The 18,953-nt window shown below is 45.3% G+C and carries 32 protein-coding genes; all 32 read left to right on the forward strand.

Features of this window, described 5'->3' with window-relative positions; translation table 11 throughout:
* Positions 1–24: 24 nt before the first annotated feature.
* The 32 genes from H0R92_RS05415 to H0R92_RS05570 all read left to right on the forward strand — a co-directional run bounded on the left by H0R92_RS05415 (position 25) and on the right by H0R92_RS05570 (position 18,951).
* Positions 25–1,119 (forward strand): RNA-binding domain-containing protein, encoded by a 1,095-nt coding sequence (locus H0R92_RS05415; RefSeq protein WP_432961886.1) that lies wholly within the window; start codon positions 25–27, stop codon positions 1,117–1,119.
* A 541-nt stretch (positions 1,120–1,660) separates the two neighbouring features.
* On the forward strand, positions 1,661–2,848 hold the full coding sequence (tuf, locus tag H0R92_RS05420; protein ID WP_432961888.1) for an elongation factor Tu: 1,188 nt from the start codon (positions 1,661–1,663) through the stop codon (positions 2,846–2,848).
* A gap of 63 nt (positions 2,849–2,911) precedes the next feature.
* A complete protein-coding gene (gene rpsJ, locus H0R92_RS05425; protein WP_428769212.1) occupies positions 2,912–3,220 on the forward strand; it encodes a 30S ribosomal protein S10 in 309 nt (102 codons plus the stop codon).
* A gap of 91 nt (positions 3,221–3,311) precedes the next feature.
* The gene (rplC, locus tag H0R92_RS05430) at positions 3,312–3,938 is read left to right on the forward strand and encodes a 50S ribosomal protein L3 (RefSeq protein WP_432961891.1); all 627 of its coding nucleotides are present in this window, start codon (positions 3,312–3,314) and stop codon (positions 3,936–3,938) included.
* A gap of 15 nt (positions 3,939–3,953) precedes the next feature.
* Positions 3,954–4,586, forward strand: coding sequence for a 50S ribosomal protein L4 (gene rplD, locus H0R92_RS05435; RefSeq protein WP_432961893.1), 633 nt, complete (start codon positions 3,954–3,956; stop codon positions 4,584–4,586).
* Positions 4,586–4,870: a 50S ribosomal protein L23 gene (locus tag H0R92_RS05440; RefSeq protein ID WP_432961895.1), complete on the forward strand. Its 285-nt coding sequence runs from the start codon at positions 4,586–4,588 to the stop codon at positions 4,868–4,870. The genes rplD and H0R92_RS05440 overlap by 1 nt, the downstream gene beginning before the upstream one ends.
* Positions 4,871–4,898: 28 nt before the next feature.
* Positions 4,899–5,723 carry a 50S ribosomal protein L2 gene (gene rplB, locus H0R92_RS05445; RefSeq protein ID WP_432961897.1) on the forward strand — a complete coding sequence of 275 codons (825 nt, stop codon included), beginning with the start codon at positions 4,899–4,901 and terminating at the stop codon, positions 5,721–5,723.
* Positions 5,724–5,737: 14 nt separating this feature from the next.
* Positions 5,738–6,016, forward strand: coding sequence for a 30S ribosomal protein S19 (gene rpsS / locus H0R92_RS05450; protein WP_428769202.1), 279 nt, complete (start codon positions 5,738–5,740; stop codon positions 6,014–6,016).
* A gap of 13 nt (positions 6,017–6,029) precedes the next feature.
* Positions 6,030–6,386, forward strand: a complete 357-nt coding sequence (rplV, locus tag H0R92_RS05455; protein WP_432961899.1) for a 50S ribosomal protein L22 — start codon at positions 6,030–6,032, stop codon at positions 6,384–6,386.
* A gap of 1 nt (position 6,387) precedes the next feature.
* Positions 6,388–7,245 carry a 30S ribosomal protein S3 gene (rpsC, locus tag H0R92_RS05460; RefSeq protein ID WP_432961901.1) on the forward strand — a complete coding sequence of 286 codons (858 nt, stop codon included), beginning with the start codon at positions 6,388–6,390 and terminating at the stop codon, positions 7,243–7,245.
* A 2-nt stretch (positions 7,246–7,247) separates the two neighbouring features.
* Positions 7,248–7,667: a 50S ribosomal protein L16 gene (gene rplP / locus H0R92_RS05465; RefSeq protein ID WP_432961903.1), complete on the forward strand. Its 420-nt coding sequence runs from the start codon at positions 7,248–7,250 to the stop codon at positions 7,665–7,667.
* 10 nt (positions 7,668–7,677) lie between these two features.
* Positions 7,678–7,878, forward strand: a complete 201-nt coding sequence (gene rpmC / locus H0R92_RS05470; protein ID WP_432961905.1) for a 50S ribosomal protein L29 — start codon at positions 7,678–7,680, stop codon at positions 7,876–7,878.
* A gap of 10 nt (positions 7,879–7,888) precedes the next feature.
* On the forward strand, positions 7,889–8,161 hold the full coding sequence (gene rpsQ / locus H0R92_RS05475) for a 30S ribosomal protein S17 (protein WP_432961907.1): 273 nt from the start codon (positions 7,889–7,891) through the stop codon (positions 8,159–8,161).
* An 11-nt stretch (positions 8,162–8,172) separates the two neighbouring features.
* Positions 8,173–8,541 (forward strand): 50S ribosomal protein L14, encoded by a 369-nt coding sequence (rplN, locus tag H0R92_RS05480; RefSeq protein ID WP_432961909.1) that lies wholly within the window; start codon positions 8,173–8,175, stop codon positions 8,539–8,541.
* A 22-nt stretch (positions 8,542–8,563) separates the two neighbouring features.
* Positions 8,564–8,878, forward strand: coding sequence for a 50S ribosomal protein L24 (rplX, locus tag H0R92_RS05485; RefSeq protein WP_432961911.1), 315 nt, complete (start codon positions 8,564–8,566; stop codon positions 8,876–8,878).
* The gene (rplE, locus tag H0R92_RS05490) at positions 8,878–9,429 is read left to right on the forward strand and encodes a 50S ribosomal protein L5 (RefSeq protein ID WP_432961913.1); all 552 of its coding nucleotides are present in this window, start codon (positions 8,878–8,880) and stop codon (positions 9,427–9,429) included. Before rplX ends, rplE begins: the two co-directional genes overlap by 1 nt.
* Positions 9,430–9,436: 7 nt before the next feature.
* Positions 9,437–9,622, forward strand: coding sequence for a type Z 30S ribosomal protein S14 (locus H0R92_RS05495; protein WP_432961915.1), 186 nt, complete (start codon positions 9,437–9,439; stop codon positions 9,620–9,622).
* Between the two features lie 16 nt (positions 9,623–9,638).
* Positions 9,639–10,037, forward strand: coding sequence for a 30S ribosomal protein S8 (gene rpsH / locus H0R92_RS05500; RefSeq protein WP_432961917.1), 399 nt, complete (start codon positions 9,639–9,641; stop codon positions 10,035–10,037).
* Between the two features lie 13 nt (positions 10,038–10,050).
* The gene (rplF, locus tag H0R92_RS05505) at positions 10,051–10,590 is read left to right on the forward strand and encodes a 50S ribosomal protein L6 (protein ID WP_432961918.1); all 540 of its coding nucleotides are present in this window, start codon (positions 10,051–10,053) and stop codon (positions 10,588–10,590) included.
* Between the two features lie 11 nt (positions 10,591–10,601).
* Positions 10,602–10,964: a 50S ribosomal protein L18 gene (gene rplR, locus H0R92_RS05510; protein WP_432961920.1), complete on the forward strand. Its 363-nt coding sequence runs from the start codon at positions 10,602–10,604 to the stop codon at positions 10,962–10,964.
* Positions 10,965–10,972: 8 nt separating this feature from the next.
* Positions 10,973–11,485 (forward strand): 30S ribosomal protein S5, encoded by a 513-nt coding sequence (rpsE, locus tag H0R92_RS05515; protein WP_432961922.1) that lies wholly within the window; start codon positions 10,973–10,975, stop codon positions 11,483–11,485.
* Positions 11,486–11,487: 2 nt separating this feature from the next.
* A complete protein-coding gene (gene rpmD / locus H0R92_RS05520) occupies positions 11,488–11,679 on the forward strand; it encodes a 50S ribosomal protein L30 (protein WP_432961924.1) in 192 nt (63 codons plus the stop codon).
* Positions 11,679–12,131 carry a 50S ribosomal protein L15 gene (rplO, locus tag H0R92_RS05525; protein WP_432961926.1) on the forward strand — a complete coding sequence of 151 codons (453 nt, stop codon included), beginning with the start codon at positions 11,679–11,681 and terminating at the stop codon, positions 12,129–12,131. The genes rpmD and rplO overlap by 1 nt, the downstream gene beginning before the upstream one ends.
* A 14-nt stretch (positions 12,132–12,145) precedes the next feature.
* Entirely contained in the window at positions 12,146–13,468 is a 1,323-nt protein-coding gene (secY, locus tag H0R92_RS05530; protein ID WP_432961928.1) for a preprotein translocase subunit SecY, read from the forward strand.
* A 69-nt stretch (positions 13,469–13,537) separates the two neighbouring features.
* The gene (rpmJ, locus tag H0R92_RS05535) at positions 13,538–13,651 is read left to right on the forward strand and encodes a 50S ribosomal protein L36 (protein ID WP_432961930.1); all 114 of its coding nucleotides are present in this window, start codon (positions 13,538–13,540) and stop codon (positions 13,649–13,651) included.
* 17 nt (positions 13,652–13,668) lie between these two features.
* Positions 13,669–14,034, forward strand: a complete 366-nt coding sequence (rpsM, locus tag H0R92_RS05540) for a 30S ribosomal protein S13 (RefSeq protein WP_432961932.1) — start codon at positions 13,669–13,671, stop codon at positions 14,032–14,034.
* A gap of 16 nt (positions 14,035–14,050) precedes the next feature.
* Positions 14,051–14,431: a 30S ribosomal protein S11 gene (gene rpsK / locus H0R92_RS05545; RefSeq protein ID WP_432961934.1), complete on the forward strand. Its 381-nt coding sequence runs from the start codon at positions 14,051–14,053 to the stop codon at positions 14,429–14,431.
* Positions 14,432–14,618: 187 nt separating this feature from the next.
* Positions 14,619–15,674 carry a DNA-directed RNA polymerase subunit alpha gene (locus tag H0R92_RS05550; RefSeq protein ID WP_432961936.1) on the forward strand — a complete coding sequence of 352 codons (1,056 nt, stop codon included), beginning with the start codon at positions 14,619–14,621 and terminating at the stop codon, positions 15,672–15,674.
* On the forward strand, positions 15,664–16,236 hold the full coding sequence (gene rplQ, locus H0R92_RS05555) for a 50S ribosomal protein L17 (protein ID WP_432961938.1): 573 nt from the start codon (positions 15,664–15,666) through the stop codon (positions 16,234–16,236). Before H0R92_RS05550 ends, rplQ begins: the two co-directional genes overlap by 11 nt.
* 49 nt (positions 16,237–16,285) lie before the next feature.
* Positions 16,286–16,468 (forward strand): hypothetical protein, encoded by a 183-nt coding sequence (locus H0R92_RS05560; RefSeq protein WP_432961940.1) that lies wholly within the window; start codon positions 16,286–16,288, stop codon positions 16,466–16,468.
* 216 nt (positions 16,469–16,684) lie between these two features.
* Positions 16,685–17,830 (forward strand): ABC transporter substrate-binding protein, encoded by a 1,146-nt coding sequence (locus tag H0R92_RS05565; protein ID WP_432961942.1) that lies wholly within the window; start codon positions 16,685–16,687, stop codon positions 17,828–17,830.
* 221 nt (positions 17,831–18,051) lie between these two features.
* Complete coding sequence (locus tag H0R92_RS05570; RefSeq protein WP_432961944.1) at positions 18,052–18,951, forward strand: branched-chain amino acid ABC transporter permease; 900 nt, start codon at positions 18,052–18,054, stop codon at positions 18,949–18,951.
* The last annotated feature ends 2 nt before the right edge of the window (positions 18,952–18,953 follow it).

The raw sequence follows: 18,953 nt of genomic DNA on the forward strand, positions 1-18,953 counted from the left end.
AATATAACTGAAAGGTTGAGGAGGATGAAAAAATACACGGAGTCGGAAACGCTTGAGTTAAAAGCAAAATATACGGAATCTCTTTGTAAAGAAATAGTGTCTTTTTTGAACGGTTCCGGCGGTACTATTTTAATCGGTGTAAACGACGATTCGAAAATTATCGGTATAGACAAAACGGATAACATCCTTAAAAAAATATCGGATATTATTACCGATCAAATAGAACCGAATCCTCAAGATGACATTATCTGCGAATTACAGATCCTCGATGAGAAAACAATAATAGCAGTAAAAATAACTAAGGGAAGCAAACATATTTATTGTCAAAAAAAATACGGATTCTCTTCAAAAGGCTGTACTGTCAGAATAGGTACTACTTGTAAAGAAATGACTCCCGAACAGATAAATATGCGTTATGAACAAAATTTCATTGACACTGAATATATGTTAAAAAAGAAATCCGGCTTAGCGGATTTATCATTTAGAGAATTAAAAATATATTATGCTGAAAATATTTGTATATCCGATACAAGGGTGCGGCCAAGAAAGGATATGTATTTGTTTGATTATGACTCTGTAAATGAGGCGGTTTTAAACGCTTTTGTTCATAATGATTGGACTCTTACCGAGCCGCAGATTTCAATGTTTACAAACAGATTGGAAATCCTTTCCCATGGAGGCTTGCCGAGAGGCATGACCGAAAAACAGTTTTTTGACGGTATAAGTAAACCGAGAAACCCGACTTTAATGAGAATCTTTTTAAATATGGGGCTTACCGAACATACAGGACATGGAATTCCGACGATTGTGAATAGGTACGGAAAAGAAGTTTTTGAAATAGAAAGTAATTATATCCGCTGTTCCATTCCGTTCAGCCGGGAAGTGCTGTTACAAATCGATAAGGATAATGTCGGTTTGAATAAAACCGAACGGAATGTAATCCGGCTTTTGGCCGAAAATGGGGCCTACTCCGCAGATGAACTTGCAGGGCTGCTAAAAGTGTCCAGACGAACCGTTGAAAGAGCTTTTAGTGCGTTACAGGATAAGGGGTTCATAAAAAGAAGAGGATCAAAGCGTGACGGCAGCTGGATTGTCATTCATATAGAAGAAAACGGATAAAAAGATGCCGAAAGATTTAAAAATTCCTTCCAAAGCACTTGCATAATTTTTCTTTTTAGTGTATACATATATTTCGCACGTCAATTTCTTTTTTATGTATTGTTGTGCGTTTTTTATCCGGCCTGCGGGCGGGTAAAAAAAAAGGGTTCTTTGAGAGTCAAGCGGTTTTTTGCAGCTATGCAATAAAGCCGGTGCAGCCGTAAAGTTCGGATATCCGTTCAGGCCGGCACAACCCGAGATATGCATGATATCTGTCGTTGACGGTATCTATATATGGTACAGTATCAGGGTGCTTGACTGAGGCAGCGAATGCCTCCGGGCTCCGGGATGCCAAACCGGTCATCAAATGCAGATTTGGTGGCGATAGGTGGAATCCGGCCGGGATGATTGAATAGATAATCATCTTTAATATTAAAACATTTCCGTTTTTTTGGCCTTCCTTTTACTATCGCGTATCAGTCAAATCATGTATTGAATGTGTGTATATGTGTTATACAGCACAGTATTTTTTTCATGCCTTTAATCTGGTAAGGAGGATCAAATGGCAAAGGAAAAGTTCGAAAGAACAAAACCGCACATGAACGTAGGTACCATCGGTCACGTTGACCACGGTAAAACTACCTTGTCTGCGGCAATTACAATGTATTGCGCCAAAAAATTCGGCGACAAACTTCTCAAGTATGATGAAATCGATAATGCTCCGGAAGAAAAAGCACGCGGTATTACCATTAATACCCGTCACTTGGAGTATCAGTCCGACAAGCGGCACTATGCCCATATCGACTGTCCCGGTCACGCCGACTATATTAAAAACATGATTACCGGTGCGGCCCAGATGGACGGTGCCGTATTGGTTGTTTCGGCTCCCGATTCGGTTATGCCTCAAACCCGCGAGCATATCCTGCTTGCCCGTCAGGTAGGCGTTCCCAAAATTATCGTATTTCTTAATAAGATTGACCTTCTTGACGACCCCGATCTTATGGAATTGGTTGAAGAAGAAGTGCGTGACGTGCTTGAGTCTTACGGTTTTTCCCGCGAAACTCCCATTATAAAGGGTTCCGCATTTAAAGCTCTTCAGGATTCCGCTTCTGCAGAAGATACGGCTCCCGTTCAAGAGCTTTTGGATACGATGGATTCGTATTTTGAAGACCCCGTTCGCGACGATCAGCTTCCCTTTCTTATGCCGATTGAAGACGTGTTTACGATTTCCGGACGCGGTACCGTTGTTACCGGACGTATCGAGCGCGGCGTAATCAATATGAACGAAGAGGTTGAAATTCTCGGTATCCGCCCCACGCAAAAAACCGTTATTACCGGTATCGAAATGTTCAACAAGCTGTTGGATCAGGGTGTTGCCGGAGATAACGTCGGTCTTTTGCTCCGCGGTATCGATAAAAAAGCCGTTGAACGCGGTCAGGTTCTTGCCAAGCCCGGTTCGATTAAGCCTCATACCAAATTCGAAGCTCAAATTTACGTTCTTTCAAAAGAAGAAGGCGGACGTCACAGTCCTTTCTTCTCCGGATATCGTCCTCAGTTCTATTTCAGAACGACCGACATTACCGGAACGGTTACCCTTCCCGAAGGCGTAGATATGGTTAAACCCGGTGATAATACAAAGATTATCGGTGAATTGATTCACCCCATCGCTATGGATAAGGGTCTTAAACTTGCTATCCGTGAAGGCGGACATACAATCGCTTCCGGTCAGGTAACAGAGGTTCTTGGTTAATAAAGATGAATACGGCGGCGGTTTGCCTCGTGCGGGCCGCCGTGCGTTTTTCCCGGAGGAAAAATGGCTACTGAAAAAATCCGTGTCAGGCTTCGTGCTTTTGATGTGGAGTTAATAGATCAGAGTGCAAAATCTATCGTTCAAACTGTACAAAAGGCGGGAGCCAAGGTTTCAGGACCCATTCCCCTGCCTACAAAGATTCAAAAGGTAACGGTATTGCGTTCGCCGCACGTAAATAAAAAATCGCGCGAACAGTTTGAAATGCGTACTCACAAACGTCTTATAGATATTATTGAGCCCTCGGCGGATGTTATGGATTCCTTGATGAAATTGGAATTGCCGGCGGGTGTTGATGTGGAAATAAAACAATAGCCGTGCGTTCCGCAACAGCGGGCGTGTCGGTATAAACCGGTAACGGTCCCCCGGATCAGGGGATGGCGGCCGGATATGAGGAGATATCAGAATGAAAGGTCTGATTGCAAAAAAAACGGGCATGACTCAGGTGTTCGATGAAAACGGCGACCTTACACCGGTAACCGTGATCCGCGTCGAGCCGAATACGGTTGTCGCCCTTAAAACAAAGGAAAAGTTCGGCTACGATGCCGTAGTTCTCGGTTTGGATAATTTAAAACCTTCAAAGGTTTCCAAGCCTTATGCGGGTTCTTTTCCTGAAAATGTAGCGCCGAAGCGGAATGTAAAAGAATTCCGTGATTTTGAAGCCGAAGTGGCTGTCGGCGATACGGTCGGTATTGAGCTTTTTGACGGTGTCCGTTATGTCGATATAACGGCCGTTTCCAAGGGTAAGGGTACCCAGGGTGTTATGAAGCGCTGGGGTTTCGGCGGCGGCCGCGCCTCGCACGGTTCCAAATTTCACCGTGAGCCGGGTTCTACCGGACAGTGTACTTCTCCCGGCCGTTCTTTTAAAAACGTAAAAATGCCCGGACGTATGGGTAGGGAGCGCGTAACCGTTCAGAATTTGCGCGTAGTAAAAGTGGATCCGGAACTCGGAGTCGTAATGGTATGCGGCTCGGTGCCCGGAGTTAAAGATTGTACGCTGATCATTAAGTCTGCGGTCAAAAAAGAATTCTAACAGTGAGGAAGACAGATGGAAAAGAAAGTCTATTCCGTTGACGGCAAAGAACTGCGGACAATTCAATTGGATGATGCGGTGTTCGGTCTTCCGGTAAACGAAGATGCGATTTATTATGCCGTTGTAAACGAATTGGCAAACAAGCGCGTCGGAACGGCTTGTACAAAGGACCGCTCCGAAGTTCACGGCAGTAATGCAAAGCCTTATAGGCAAAAAGGTACCGGCCGTGCGCGCAGAGGTGATAAAAAATCTCCGCTTTTGCGCGGGGGCGGTGTTATCTTCGGGCCTAAGCCCCGCGATTTCGGCTATACGATTCCTAAAAAGGTAAAACGTTTGGCTATGAAGTCGATTTTGAGCTTAAAAGCCCAAGAAGATGTGCTTACGATTATTGAAGATTTTACGGTTGAAAGCGGAAAAACAAAGGATTTTGCCTCTATTTTGAAAAACTTTTCGAATAACGAGCGCACCGTGCTTGTGTTAAAGGATGATGATCCTAAAATCAAGCGGGCCGGACGCAATATTCCGACCCTGTCCTTTTTGTCCTACAACCGTTTGCGTGCTCATGACCTTTTTTACGGGAAAAAGGTTTTAATGCTTGAAAGTGCGGCAAAGAATTTGTCCGATTTTTACAAAGAGGAGGCTGAATAATGATCTATGAAGATGTAATTATTGCGCCTATATCGTCGGAAAAAGCGACTGAGCTGCGCGAGCAGGGAAAGTATGTTTTTAAAGTGCATCCCGCGGCGACAAAGTTTGAAATAAAAGAAGCGGTGCGCCGGCTTTTTAATGTAAAAGTCGTTGCCTGCACTACGATGAATGTGTTTGGAAAGATGAAGCGGGTGCGTTACCGCTCCGGCAGAACTTCCAGTTGGAAAAAAGCTATCGTCAAGCTGGCGCCTGGCGAAGTTATCAAGGTCTTTGAAGGCGTATAGCCTTCGGCCGTATAAAAGGGGATCCTAAATGGCTCTTAAATTATATAAGCCGATAACTGCGGGAAGCCGCGGACGGGTAGACCTGCGAAAGGATGAATTAACTGCCGATAAGCCTGAAAAAAGCTTAACAAAGGGTATTTCATCCCGCGGAGGTCGCGGTGCCGGCGGGCGCATTGCGGTGCGGCATCAGGGCGGCGGTCATAAACGCAGATACCGGGATATAGATTTTAAACGCGATAAGCACGGTGTGCCCGGTACGGTACGGACAATCGAATACGATCCGAACCGCAGTGCCAATATTGCTTTGATTTTTTATGCCGACGGTGAAAAACGCTATATTATTGCTCCTCAAGGGTTGACTGTCGGACAAAAAATTGTGTCCGGCGAAAATGCCGCTCCTACGGTCGGCAATGCGCTTCCTTTGGAAGCAATCCCGGTCGGATTTACCGTTCATAATATTGAATTAACGCTCGGAAAGGGCGGTCAGTTGGCACGCTCTGCCGGTGCGAGTGCTCTTGTTGCGGCAAAAGAAGGCGATTACGTATCGCTTCGTTTGCCCTCCAGCGAAGTGCGCCGCGTGCATAAAAAATGCTATGCTACAATAGGAACTGTCGGAAATGAAGACAGAATGAATACTCAGCTCGGTAAAGCCGGCCGCAGCAGGTGGCTCGGTATCCGTCCTGCAGTTCGGGGTATGGCGATGAACCCTGTGGACCACCCGCTCGGAGGCGGTGAAGGCGCCGGTAAGGGACGCAATCCCGTTACTCCCTGGGGACAGCCCTGCCGTGGATATAAAACCCGCAAAAAGCGGAAAGTGTCTAACAACTTTATTGTTACGCGCCGGAAGAAGTAGCAGAGGAGTATACCGTGTCACGATCTGTTAAAAAAGGGCCTTTTATTGAAAAAAGCCTTTATAAGAAAGTTATTGAAATGAACAAAGCTGCGGACAGAAAGATGATAAAAACATATTCTCGCTGTTCGACTATTATTCCCGAAATGGTAGGAAATACGATTTCGGTGTACAACGGCAAGTCCTGGGTGCCCGTATATATTACGGAAAACCTTGTCGGTCATAAGCTGGGCGAGTTTTCTCCGACCCGTATTTTCCGCGGACATGCCGGTTCCGACAAAAAGTCCGGTAAATAGGTAGGTGGTTGCTATGGTTGAAACAAACGGATATAAGGCCGTAACAAAGTTCCTTATAGCATCTCCTACAAAGGTTCGCCCTGTAGCGAATGTTATTAAACGGAAAACATGTTCGGAAGCGATGGCTATTCTTGAGAATATGCCTCAAAAAGGTGCGAAACTGCTTCGCGGTACCGTAAAGTCCGCGGTGTCGAACGCCCTTTTTGCAAATAAAAAACTGGATGAAGATATGCTTTACGTTAAAGAAATTCGCATCGATGAGGGACCTCGTTTGAAAAGAGTGTGGTTCCGCGGCAAGGGCCGTGCGGATATGCTTTTAAAGCGTATGTGTCATATTACCGTTGTTGTAGCGGAAAAGGCGGGGGAATAAGATGGGACAAAAAGTAAACCCTATCGGACTGCGTTTAGGGGTAAATAAAACATGGCAGTCCCGCTGGTATGCGGATCCCCGCGAATATGCGGATTTGGTTCTTGAAGATTTGAAGATTCGCAAAATGATTCAGGATTTGCCTGAATGTAAAAATGCCGACATCGCCGATATTGAAATCGTGCGCCATCCTCAGCGCGTTACGATTGTTATACATACGGCCCGTCCGGGTGTTATTATCGGTATTAAGGGTGCGAACATCGAAAAAATCGGTGTCGAAATCCAAAAGCATTTGACGAAAAAGATTCAAATCAAAATTAAAGAAATTAAGCGTGCGGAAATAAATGCCGCTCTTATAGCACAAAATGTGGCGCGCCAATTGGTAAACCGCGGTTCTTTCCGTAAAGCTTTGAAGCAAGCGTGTTCGAGTGCGATGAAAACCGGTGCTCAGGGTATTAAAATCCGCATCAGCGGCCGCTTGGGCGGTTCGGAAATGTCGCGCACTGAAGAGCATAAAGACGGCCGCGTTCCGCTTCATACCCTTCGTGCCGATATCGATTACGGCTTTGCCGAAGCGCTTACAACCTTCGGTAAAATCGGCGTAAAGGTGTGGGTGTATAACGGAATGATGTACAGCCGCGAACAAAATGAAGATGCCGGACAATTGTTAAAAAAACGCCGCGAACGTGTTGAACGCAAAGATCATTCTGCATCTGCAGAGCATTCCGGAAAAAAGACGGATTCAAAAGGTAAACAGTCTGCCGCACCTTCCGATGAAAAGGAAGAAGTAAAAAAGCAAGCCGATTCTGTCAAGACTGAAAAAAAAGCCGATAAAGATTCCGCAGCGGCAGAAAGGAGTTAAGTATGGCGTTAAGTCCTAAAAGAGTTTTGCACCGAAAAGTGCAGCGCGGAAGAATAAAGGGCAACGCTACACGGGGATGTAATCTCGATTTCGGTGATATAGCCTTAGTTGCGCTGGAGCCTATTTGGCTTTCGGCAAAACATATAGAAGCTGCCCGTGTTGCGCTAAACCGTAAAATAAACCGCGCCGGACAAGTGTGGATCCGGGTGTTTCCGGATAAGCCCGTTTCAAAAAAGCCGGCCGATACCCGTATGGGTAAGGGTAAGGGTGCTCCCGAATTTTGGGCTGCAGTCATTAAGCCGGGACAAATTATTTTTGAAATCGGCGGTGTTGATATAAGCTTGGCTGAACAGGCAATCAAGCTTGCGGGAAGCAAACTTCCGATTAAGACGAAGGTTGCGTATCGCACAACGGTGGAGTAAGAGGTAAATTATGGCAAAAAAAGATAAAGAACTGTCTTATTCCGAGCTTGTTGTAAAACGGAATGAGCTTAAAAGAAAGTATATGGATTTCCGGTTCCAAATGGCAATCGGTCATGTTGATAATCCGATGCAAAAGCGTACGATGCGCCGCGAAATTGCGACCCTTAATACGCTGATCCGGCAAAAAGAACTTGCCGGTTTAAATAAGTAGGAGTTGACCCGTGGAAGAACAGGCAGTGCAAAAAAAGAAGTCAAAGCGTTCTTTTGTCGGAATCGTAACCAGCGATAAGATGGATAAAACCATTGTCGTGTCGGTTTCAACAAAAAAACTGCACCGGCTTTATAAAAAATATGTAACGCGCGTCAAAAAATGCAAAGCGCATGACGAAGGCAATAGTGCCCATGTCGGCGACCGTGTCCGTATAGTCGAATGCAGGCCTTTAAGCCGTGAAAAATGCTGGCGGCTTGCAGAAATCATTGAACAGGCTAAATAAGGAGTACCCGTATGATTCAGATGCAAACTAATTTGAATGTAGCCGATAACTCCGGAGCAAAGGTTGTTCAGTGTATAAAAGTTATCGGCGGTTCCAAACGCAGATATGCAAGTATCGGCGATGTAATTGTCGTGGCGGTAAAAGATGCGATTCCCACTTCCGCCATCAAAAAAGGTTCGGTTGAAAAAGCCGTTATAGTGCGTATTGCAAAAGAGTACCGCCGTTCGGACGGAACCTATATTCGTTTCGACGACAATGCGTGCGTTATCATCGACGGATCGAACAATCCCAAAGGAAAACGTGTGTTCGGTCCGGTAGCCCGTGAGCTTCGAGATATGGATTACATGAGAATCGTATCGTTGGCTCCGGAAGTTCTGTAACGGGTCTTGAGGAGAAAAGAGTATGCAAAAAAAATTCAAGATTCGTAAAGAAGATCAGGTGGAAATCATTGCCGGAAAAGACAAAGGAAAGCGCGGAAATGTTGTCCGTGTAATCCGCGATAAAGACCGGGTTATTGTAGCCGGCTGCAATATCGTAAAAAAGGCAATGAAAAAACGCAGTCAGCAGGATAGAGGCGGTATCGCCGAAATCGAAGCTCCGCTGCATATTTCAAACGTAGCGATTGTATGTAAAAAGTGCGGTCCTACCAAAATCGGATATAAAATCGACGGCGATAAAAAACATCGTGTTTGCCGTAAATGTGGAGATACCCTGTAATGAGCAATTACATACCCCGGCTTAAGAAAGTCTATAAGGACAAAATCGCGCCCGAGCTTTTTAAAGAACTCGGTTATACGTCTGTGATGCAAGTACCCAAACTGACAAAGGTTGTGGTCAGCATGGGCGTAGGCGAAGCTCTCACAAATAAGAAACTCCTTGATGCCGCAGTGACTGACATCACGCTTATAACCGGTCAGCAAGCTGTGAAAACAAAGGCTAAAAAGAGTATTGCTAACTTTAAACTCCGTGAGGGCAACGAAGTAGGTGTAATGGTAACTTTGCGAGGCGCTCAAATGTATGAGTTTTTAGACCGCCTTATCAACGTTGCATTGCCCCGTGTTAAGGACTTCCGCGGCATCAATCCGAACGGATTCGACGGTCACGGAAATTATTCTCTCGGTATTACAGAACAGATCATTTTTCCCGAAATTGACTTCGATAAAATCGAACGAGTTTCCGGTTTGAATGTGAATATCGTAACCAGCGCCCGCACCGATAACGATGCCCGCGCCCTGCTTACTAAGTTTGGTATGCCTTTTAGGAAGTGAGGAGTTCATGGCAAAGAAGTCAATGATTATTAAGGCTGCCCGCACGCCGAAATACAGTACCAGATTGGTACACCGGTGCCAAATATGCGGCCGCCCCCGCGGATATTTACGGAAATACAAGATGTGCCGTCTGTGTTTCCGCAAGTTAGCCAGTGAAGGCCTGTTACCGGGCGTTACAAAATCCAGCTGGTAGAAGGTAGGAGTATAGTATGAGTGTTTCAGACCCCATTGCGGATATGCTTACCAAAGTTCGAAATGCCGTCAGAGCGCGTCACGAAAAGGTCGATGTGCCTACGTCCAAGTTAAAACTGGAAATTGTAAAAATCCTGAAAACGGAAGGCTATATTAAGAACTTTAAAAAGGTTGCACAGGATAATATGAACGTTATCCGCATCTTCTTGAAATATGATGATGAAAATGTGCCGGTTATCCACGATTTGCAAAAGGTTTCAACGCCCGGACGCCGTGTGTATGCCGGATATAAAGATTTGCCCCGTGTATACAACGGGTACGGAACGGTTATCGTATCGACGTCGGCCGGCGTTACGACAGGTAAAAAAGCTGCCGAAAAGATGATCGGCGGCGAATTGATTTGTACCGTCTGGTAAGGAGGGAGGAAGTATGTCAAGAATAGGAAAACTTCCCGTAGCCATTCCGGCGGGAGTAAAAGTAACGGCAGACGCCAACGTAATTACCGTTGAGGGGCCCAAGGGCAAGCTTACGCAGGACTATAGCGATTTGGTAAAAATCGACGTACAGGACGGACAAGCTCTTGTTACCCGTTCCGACGATACAAAGCCCGCCCGGGCGGCTCACGGTTTATACCGCAGTTTGATTCGCAATATGGTACAGGGCGTAACCGACGGATTTACAAAAAATCTGATTATTAACGGTGTCGGTTTCCGTGCGGAAGTGCAGGGAAAGCTTTTAATTATGAACTTAGGCTATTCGAACGATTTTATCGCTGCCATTCCCGACGGTTTAACCGTTACTGCGGATGCTCAGGGAAAAATCAGTATTGCCGGTATCGATAAACAGCAGGTAGGTGAATTTGCAGCTGAAATTCGCCGCTTACGCAAACCCGAACCCTATAAGGGCAAGGGCGTGCGTTATGAAACCGAAACAATTAAACGCAAAGTCGGTAAGGCCGGCGTAAAATAAGGGTGTTTGTTATGATTAAGAAATTGAATGATAAAAACAGAAAGCGCTTAAAGAGAAAGATTCATATTCGGAAACACCTGCGCGGAACGGCGGAACGCCCTCGTATGACGGTAACCAAAAGCAATTGTAATTTATACGTACAGGTTATTAATGACGATGAAGGTAAAACGCTTGCTTGTGTTTCCACTTTGGAAAAAGATTTTTCGTCTTATAAGCCCAATATAAAAGGCGGCGAAGCAATCGGAGAAGCAATGGGCAAGCGCCTTGCCGAAAAAAATATTAAAACGGTTGTTTTTGACCGTAACGGCTACCTCTACCATGGTGTAGTGAAAGCTATTGCCGACGGCGCCCGCAAAGCCGGAATCGTATTCTAGGAGAAGCTATGGAACACCAAAGAAGTCATGATAGAGATCAGCAAAAAGAGTTTGTTGAAAAACTGGTAAAACTCAACCGTACTGCAAAGGTTGTAAAGGGCGGACGCCGCTTTTCCTTTTCGGCATTGACGGTTGTAGGAGATCAAAACGGCCGCGTCGGATACGGTTTCGGCAAAGCCAATGATGTTACCGAAGCAATCAAAAAGAGTATCGATAAGGCTAAGCGCAGTTTAATTACCTTGCCGCTGCGGCACGGGACTTTACCGCATGAAATTGCGGCAAAATACAAAGGTTCTTCCGTGCTTTTGATGCCCGCTTGCTCGGGAACCGGTATTATAGCCGGCGGCCCGGTGCGTGCCATTATGGAAGCGGCCGGTGCTACCGACGTTATGTCCAAGTCGCTCGGATCAAATACATCCATTAATGTAGTGCGTGCAACTTTCAAAGCCGTAGAGAACCTTTTGGATGCCGGTGTTGTCGCTAAAAACAGGGGCAAGCATTTAAAGGATATGTGGGGTTAACAATGGCTAAAGCGAAAAAGATAAAAATAACGCTTGTAAAAAGCACTATCGGACAAAAGCCTGCAAAACGGGCGACCGTCCGCTCTTTAGGATTAAAAAAGATAGACTCCTTTGTGGAACAGGAACCGACTCCCGCAATTTTGGGTATGGTTGCCGCCGTTTCGCATTTGGTAAAGGTCGAGGAGATACACTGATGTCTGATTTTGTTCTTTCTGCGCCGGCAGGTGCAAACAAAAAAAAGCGTATCGTCGGTCGCGGTTCGTCTTCGGGACGTGGTACAACGGCAGGCCGCGGCAATAAGGGACAACAAGCCCGTTCGGGCGGAAAAACCTATATCGGTTTTGAAGGCGGTCAAATGCCGTTGTTCCGCCGTATTGCCCGACGCGGTTTTTCGAATTACCCCTACCGCAAAGAATATGCAACGGTAAACCTTATACATATTGCGGCAAAATTCGCCGACGGAGAAACCGTCAACCGCGAAACGCTGATTGAAAAGGGCTTACTTAAAAAATCGGCGATTTTGGTAAAAATCCTCGGAAACGGCGATTTGGATAAAAAGCTTACCGTTTGTGCGGACAAGGTTTCCGCAGGTGCCAAAGAAAAAATAGAAAAAGCGGGCGGAAGCGTTACCGTATCCGGCGAGTAAACTGGCGGTGTACTATGGCGAATAATCCTATTGTCAATATGTTCAGAGTAAAGGAATTGCGCGAGCGTGTTCTTTTTACGATAATCATTCTCGCCGTTTTCCGGCTCGGCAGCGTACTCACTGTTCCCGGTATCAGTCCGCATGCTTTGACGGCGTATTTTTCATCGCTCACAAAGGGAAATCCCTTTGTGGATTATATGGACTTTTTTGCCGGCGGCGCCTTTTCCAATTTTTCGGTTTTTATGCTCGGTGTTATGCCTTATATTTCGACCCAAATTATTATGCAGCTGGCATTGATTATTTTTCCGAGTTTAAAGCGCATTGCGCAGGAAGACGGCGGACAAAAAAAGATTCAATCGTGGACGCGCATAGGAACGGTGTTCGTATGTATTATACAAGCCGCAGCTCTTACGGCTTATGCATATCACGTGCCGGATGCGGTTGTTATTTCAAATCAGATACTTTTCCGTATGCTGTTTGTATTAACGGTTACGACGGGTACGATGATAACCATTTGGCTGGGCGAACAGATAACCGCGCGCGGTATCGGCAACGGAATTTCCATGATTATCTTTGCCGGTATTGTCGCCCGCCTTCCCTCGGCTATTTACGAGTTGGGTAAACTTATAAATCAGCAGGGCAGCCAAATGCTTGTAAAAAGTATTGTCGTTTTGATAATGTTTATCGGAATTATAGGTTTTGTTGTGTACGAACAGCAGGGTGAGCGTAAGATACCCGTTCATTATGCAAAGCGTGTTATCGGCCGCAAAATGTACGGCGGACAAAGTACATATATACCGTTTAAAATCAATCCTTCGGGTGTTATTCCGATTATTTTTGCTTCGTCATTTTTAACGTTTCCGCTGCAAATCGCATCCAGTCTCGGGCCGAATGTCCGCTGGCTGAACCGGGTTGCGGCATTGCTTTCCCCTACGGGTTTGCTGTATAATATTTTGTTGGTATTGTTGATTGTATTTTTTGCGTATTTTTATACACAGGTAACATTAAACCCCACCGAAATCGCAAAAAATATTCGGGAAAACGGCGGCTCCATTCCCGGAATCAGAACCGACAAAACCGAAGAATATATGCAAAAGGTATTGAACAGGCTTGTGCTGCCGGGTTCTTTATACCTTGCGATTATTGCGGTGCTTCCGACTGTGATTCAAATTGCGTTCGGCTTTCCCCAAAGCATTTCCATGCTTATGGGAGGAACGTCTTTGTTGATTTTAGTCGGTGTAGACTTGGATACGATGAGCCAAATTGAAGCTTTGCTTAAAATGCATCATCATGACGGCTTGGTAAAAAAGGGCAGGCTGCGGTCCCGCAACCTCTAGAACCGCAGGGTTTAGTACGGAAAACCGGCGGCTTTTGTCGGACAGTTTTCCATAATTATAGGAGTTACTATGAAAGTACGAACAAGTGTAAAGCCTATTTGCGATAAGTGCAAGGTAATCAAACGGTACGGTATTGTCCGCATCATTTGTACAAACCCCAAGCATAAACAGCGCCAAGGCTGAGCTTAAGGAGTAATTGAATGGCTCGAATTGCGGGAGTTGACCTCCCTAATAAACATGTCAATATCGCATTGACCTATATTTACGGAATCGGACGTTCTTCTGCCGCTGAAATTTGCGAGAAGACGAAAATAGATCCGATGCGTAAGATGAACGATCTTTCTCAAGAAGAAGTTGCGGCTTTACGCTCTTTGATCGACAATGAGTATAAGGTTGAAGGACGTCTTCGCTCCGAAATCGGATTAAATATAAAGCGTCTTATGGATATCGGTTGTTACCGGGGCCTCCGGCACAGAAAGGGACTGCCTGTCCGCGGACAGCGCACCCGCACAAATGCACGTACCCGCAAAGGTAAGAAAAAGACCGTTGCAGGCAAGAAGAAATAAGGTGGAGGCAAACTAGATGGCTACCGTAAAAAAGCGGAAAGAAAAAAAGACAGTATATGAAGGTAATGTGTATATTCAAGCGACGTTTAACAACACAATCATCACCATTACCGATTTAAAAGGAAACGCTCTTTCATGGGCTTCTTCCGGCGGATTGGGCTTTCGCGGTGCAAAAAAATCTACACCCTTTGCGGCACAATCCGTAGCCGAAACGGCCGTACAAAAAGCTGTCAGTTACGGCTTACGCGAAGTTCATGTTTTTGTAAAAGGTCCGGGCGTAGGCAGGGAATCTGCCGTTCGTTCTTTGGGGGCACTCGGTTTGAAAGTAAAGTCTATCAGTGACGTTACGCCGATTCCTCACAACGGATGCCGGCCTCGCAAAACACGCCGTATGTAAAACCCGCCGGGGGTGCTTGTTTTGCATGTCGGAAAACCGAAACGTCTTTTCGAAAGTTTTTCCGAAAAGATTTCGGTTTGCTATTAATGTCGATGCGGTAAAATACTTACCTGCATCGAGCCGATATGATAGGTTGCTTCTAAAGCGGCCTGTAATCGAGCTTTATTCGAAATGATAAGGAGTCCCGATGGCCCGTAAAAATCTGTTGCAGGGATTTAAAACACCGAAAGGGATTACATTTGAACATATTGAAACGAATCCGAACTACGGCAAATTTACCGCATATCCTTTTGAGCCCGGTTTCGGTACCACGGTCGGAAACACACTGCGCCGGGTATTGCTTTCGAGCATACAAGGATATGCGATTACCTCGGTTCGTATCACATCCTATGATGCCGACGGCGTTCCCCACGTTATTTCCAGTGAATTTGAAAGCATCCCCGATGTAGTTGAAGATGCGCTGGAAGTATTGAATAATATGAAACAGATCCGTTTAAAGCTTGACGGCGACAGCGAACAGGAAACATTTTTATTCGAATTTAAGGGTGCCGGTAAAATATCGAGCGATATGTTCGAACGCGCTCCTCAGTTGGAAATTATGTCCAAAGACATGCATATTTTCACAATGATGGAAAATGCACATCTTGAGTTTGAAATTCAAGTTGATTTGGGACGCGGCTATGTACCCGCCGAAGAAAACGAACGCTATATTGAAGTTGTAGGAACCATTCCTATGGATGCAATATTTACGCCCATAGCAAAGGTAAAATATTCAATAGAACCCTGCCGCGTCGGACAGCGCAACGATTATGATAAGCTGATTATGGAGATCTGGACGGACGGCAGCGTCGCTCCGGAAGATGCGTTAGCGGAAGCTGCAAAAATTGCAAAAGATCATTTTTCGATTTTTATCAATTTTAACGACAGCGAAATCGGCCGCGGCGATGAAATCGATGAGGGCGATGAAAGAATCAAACAGCTTTTAAACACGCCCGTCGAGGAATTGGAGTTGTCCGTACGTTCTTCGAATTGTTTGAAAAATGCGAATATTCATACAATAGGCGAATTGACTAAAAAAACGGAAGATGATATTGCTAAAACCCGTAATTTCGGTAAAAAGAGTTTATCCGAAATCAAGGATAAACTGCTTGAGTGGAATCTTAATCTCGGTATGACGGATTACAGTCATCTGAAAAATGCGGTAAATTTAACGAAAAAAAAGGAAGACTCAGATGAATCATAAAAACGGTTTTAATCCTCTTTCGCGCACCTCGGCTCATCGCCGTGCAATGTCGCGGAATATGGTAACATCCTTATTTAGGTATGAAAGAATTACCACTACCAAAGCTAAAGCGCTTGAAGTGCGAAAAGCTGCGGAAAAACTTATTACCAGAAGCAAGGTTGACAGCGTTCATAACCGCCGTCAAGCTTCCCGTTTTATTGCCGATGAGATAATCTTGGCGAAATTGTTTACCGATATCGGTCCGCGTATGAAAGACCGTAAGGGCGGTTATACCCGCATCTTAAAGTTGGGTTTCCGACAAGGCGATGCGGCCGATTTGGTTATTTTGGAGTTGGTCGATTATAAGTTGGACAGCTCTTCCAAAGGCGCTAAAAAAGACGACAAGGCTAAAAAAGACGATAAATCCAAAAAAGCCGAGCCTAAATCAAAAGACAAAACCGCTGCCGATAAAAAAGCAAAAACGGAAAAAAGCAAAAAGGCTGAAACCGAATCAAAGCCTAAGGCGGCTCAAAAACCCGCCGAAAAACCGGCCGCAGCCGAAACCGATAAAGCTTCGGAGTAATTCGTTGAATCCGGCCGCATAGGCGGTTCGGGTTTTTATAGGAGAAGATATGTCAAAATCACATCGCGGAAAAGGTATTCGTAATTTGGTCAATCACGGACGCGGAACTTGCGGCCGTTGTAAAAAAGAAAATATAAAAGTTCTGTATGAACATGAAATCGAAGGTCAAAAAACCTCCGTGTGTAAATTTTGCAACGCCGCCATTAAAAACGGTAAATCTGCGCTTGCTTAAACTGTCTGCGCTGCGCTTGCTTAAACTGTCTGCGCTTGCGCGGCCTATGTTACAGGTTTTTAATCTGCAAGCTCATAGGGGTTGTCCGATGATGATTTTCGGACAACCTTTTTTATTTTTGCGTTTTCAGTATTATTAAAAAACTTTAGTAAAACTATAGACACGCTTTTTTTTTCTCTGTATAATATTCCCAATGTTAAAAGCGGAGGTGTTTTTATGAAAAAATTTAAAACATTTGTGACCTTTGTGTCTTTAGTTGCTCTTATTCTTTTGTTCAGCAGTTTCAAAAAAAAGAAATCGGATACGATTGCAATCGGCGGTATTTTTCCTCTTTCCGGGCCGGTTGCCGTGTACGGTACTGAAGCGCGTAACGGTGTTGAGCTTGCGATTTCGGAAATAAATGCTGCCGGAGGTATTGCGGGAAAACAGGTTGTCCTTATTTCCGAAGACGATGAAGGAAATCCGGAAAAAACGGTTAACGTATATAAGAAGCTGACTACAAAAAACGGCGTAAAAATTATAATCGGTTCTCTTACATCCGGTGCAACTGCGGCCATTACTTCTTTGGCACAAGCGCAAAAGGTGGTTTTGCTTGCACCTGCCGCCACTATGACGAGTATAACCGATGCCGGCGATTATGTATTCCGTGCTTGTTTTATCGATCCGTTTCAGGGAACCGTCGGCGGTAAATTCACTGCGGAAACCTTGGGTAAAAAACGCGCCGCCGTTTTGTATGACGTGGCAAACGACTATTCGGTGGGCTTGTACGAAAACTTTAAAATCGCTTTCGAAAAATCCGGCGGTTCCGTAGTTGCAGCCGAATCTTACAGTACGGGCGATAAAAACTTTAATGCACAATTAACCAAAATTAAAAGTGCAAATCCCGATGTCGTATACTTACCCGATTATTACGGTGTTGTCGCCCTTATCGCAAAACAGCTGCGCGCTCAGGGAATCAATACCGAAATTGTCGGCGGCGACGGATGGGGCGGTCTTGTCGATAAGGCCGGCGATGAAGTGTTAAAAGGGTTTTATTCCGACCACTATGCGGCCGATTCCACCGAACCGCGCGTAAAGAAGTTTGTCGATTCGTACACAAAAATGTACAATTCAACTCCCGTTTCTTTTGCGGCCTTGGCTTACGACTGCGTGTATCTTTTAAAAGATGCGATTGAAAAAGCCGGTGCTTCGGCTAACACGGCTGCAATACGAGATGCGCTTGCAAAAACAAACGGCACCTATGTTACCGGTAATTTAACCTTCGATGCAAAACGCAACCCCGTAAAATCGGCGGTTATGATGGAAATCGTCAAAAAAGACGGAAAATTAACTCCGGTATACAAAACAACGGTTAATCCGTAATAATCTGCCCCAAATCGGGTTTTTACCGAGTGAATACTCAGTCGGGTTTTATACAAGCGGTTGTCCTAAGCGGCGGCCGCTTGTGTCGTTTTACAGTCTTTAGTAATATTCCGCAGGTATTGCAGGTGCGGACTATTTACGCATAATCTTTTTTTATATATAATAGCCCTTGTTCGATAACTTCGGTGTCGAACAGGTTTAGTGTGGTAAAAGGAGTGCCCATGGAAATCGGCAATATGATTGTCCGGCAGCTTGTAAACGGCTTGTCCCTCGGCAGTATGTATGCTCTAATCGCCTTAGGTTATACCATGGTATACGGCATCGTAAAGCTTATCAATTTCGCTCACGGCGATATTCTCATGGTCGGAGCCTACTGCGGTTTTTTTGTTCTCAGCTCATGGGGAACGAATCCGCCGGCTTTGGCGGCAGCCTTTGTTTTTTCCATGCTGATGTGTGCCGTACTTGCAGTTTTAATAGAACGCTTTGCTTACCGTCCCTTAAGGACGGCTCCGCGTCTTAATTCGCTGATTACCGCCATTGCCGTTTCGCTTATTTTGCAAAACGGTGCGCGCGTCCTTCCCTTTATCGGCCCGGACCCGCGTCAATATCCTACTCCCGAAACTTTTAACGTGGATATAGCCTCTGTTTCCGTATCGAATATAGATTTGATTGTTATTATTTTATCCGCATTTTTTATGATTGTGTTGAATTATATCATCAATAAAACAAAAACCGGTAAGGCGATGCGGGCCGTTTCTTTCGATATGCAGGCGGCAAGCCTTATGGGTATTTCCGTAAATAAAACCATTGCTTTTACCTTTGCGCTGGGTGCGGTTCTTGCCGCCGCCGGCGGCATTTTGTATGCGACGGCCTATCCGCAAGTGGATCCCGTTATGGGAACAATGCCCGGCTTAAAAGCCTTTGTCGCCGCCGTTTTGGGCGGTATAGGCTCCGTTCCGGGCGCTATGCTCGGCGGTTATATTTTAGGCATTGCCGAAACCTTTACCAAAGGGTTTTTATCTTCGCAATTTGCAGATGCCATATCCTTTGCAATTTTAATCGTTATTTTGCTTGTTAAACCTGCCGGTATTATGGGCAGCACAAAACGCGAAAAGGTATAGTT

The organism is Treponema sp. OMZ 840, from assembly GCF_050937815.1.
GTDB lineage: Bacteria > Spirochaetota > Spirochaetia > Treponematales > Treponemataceae > Treponema_C.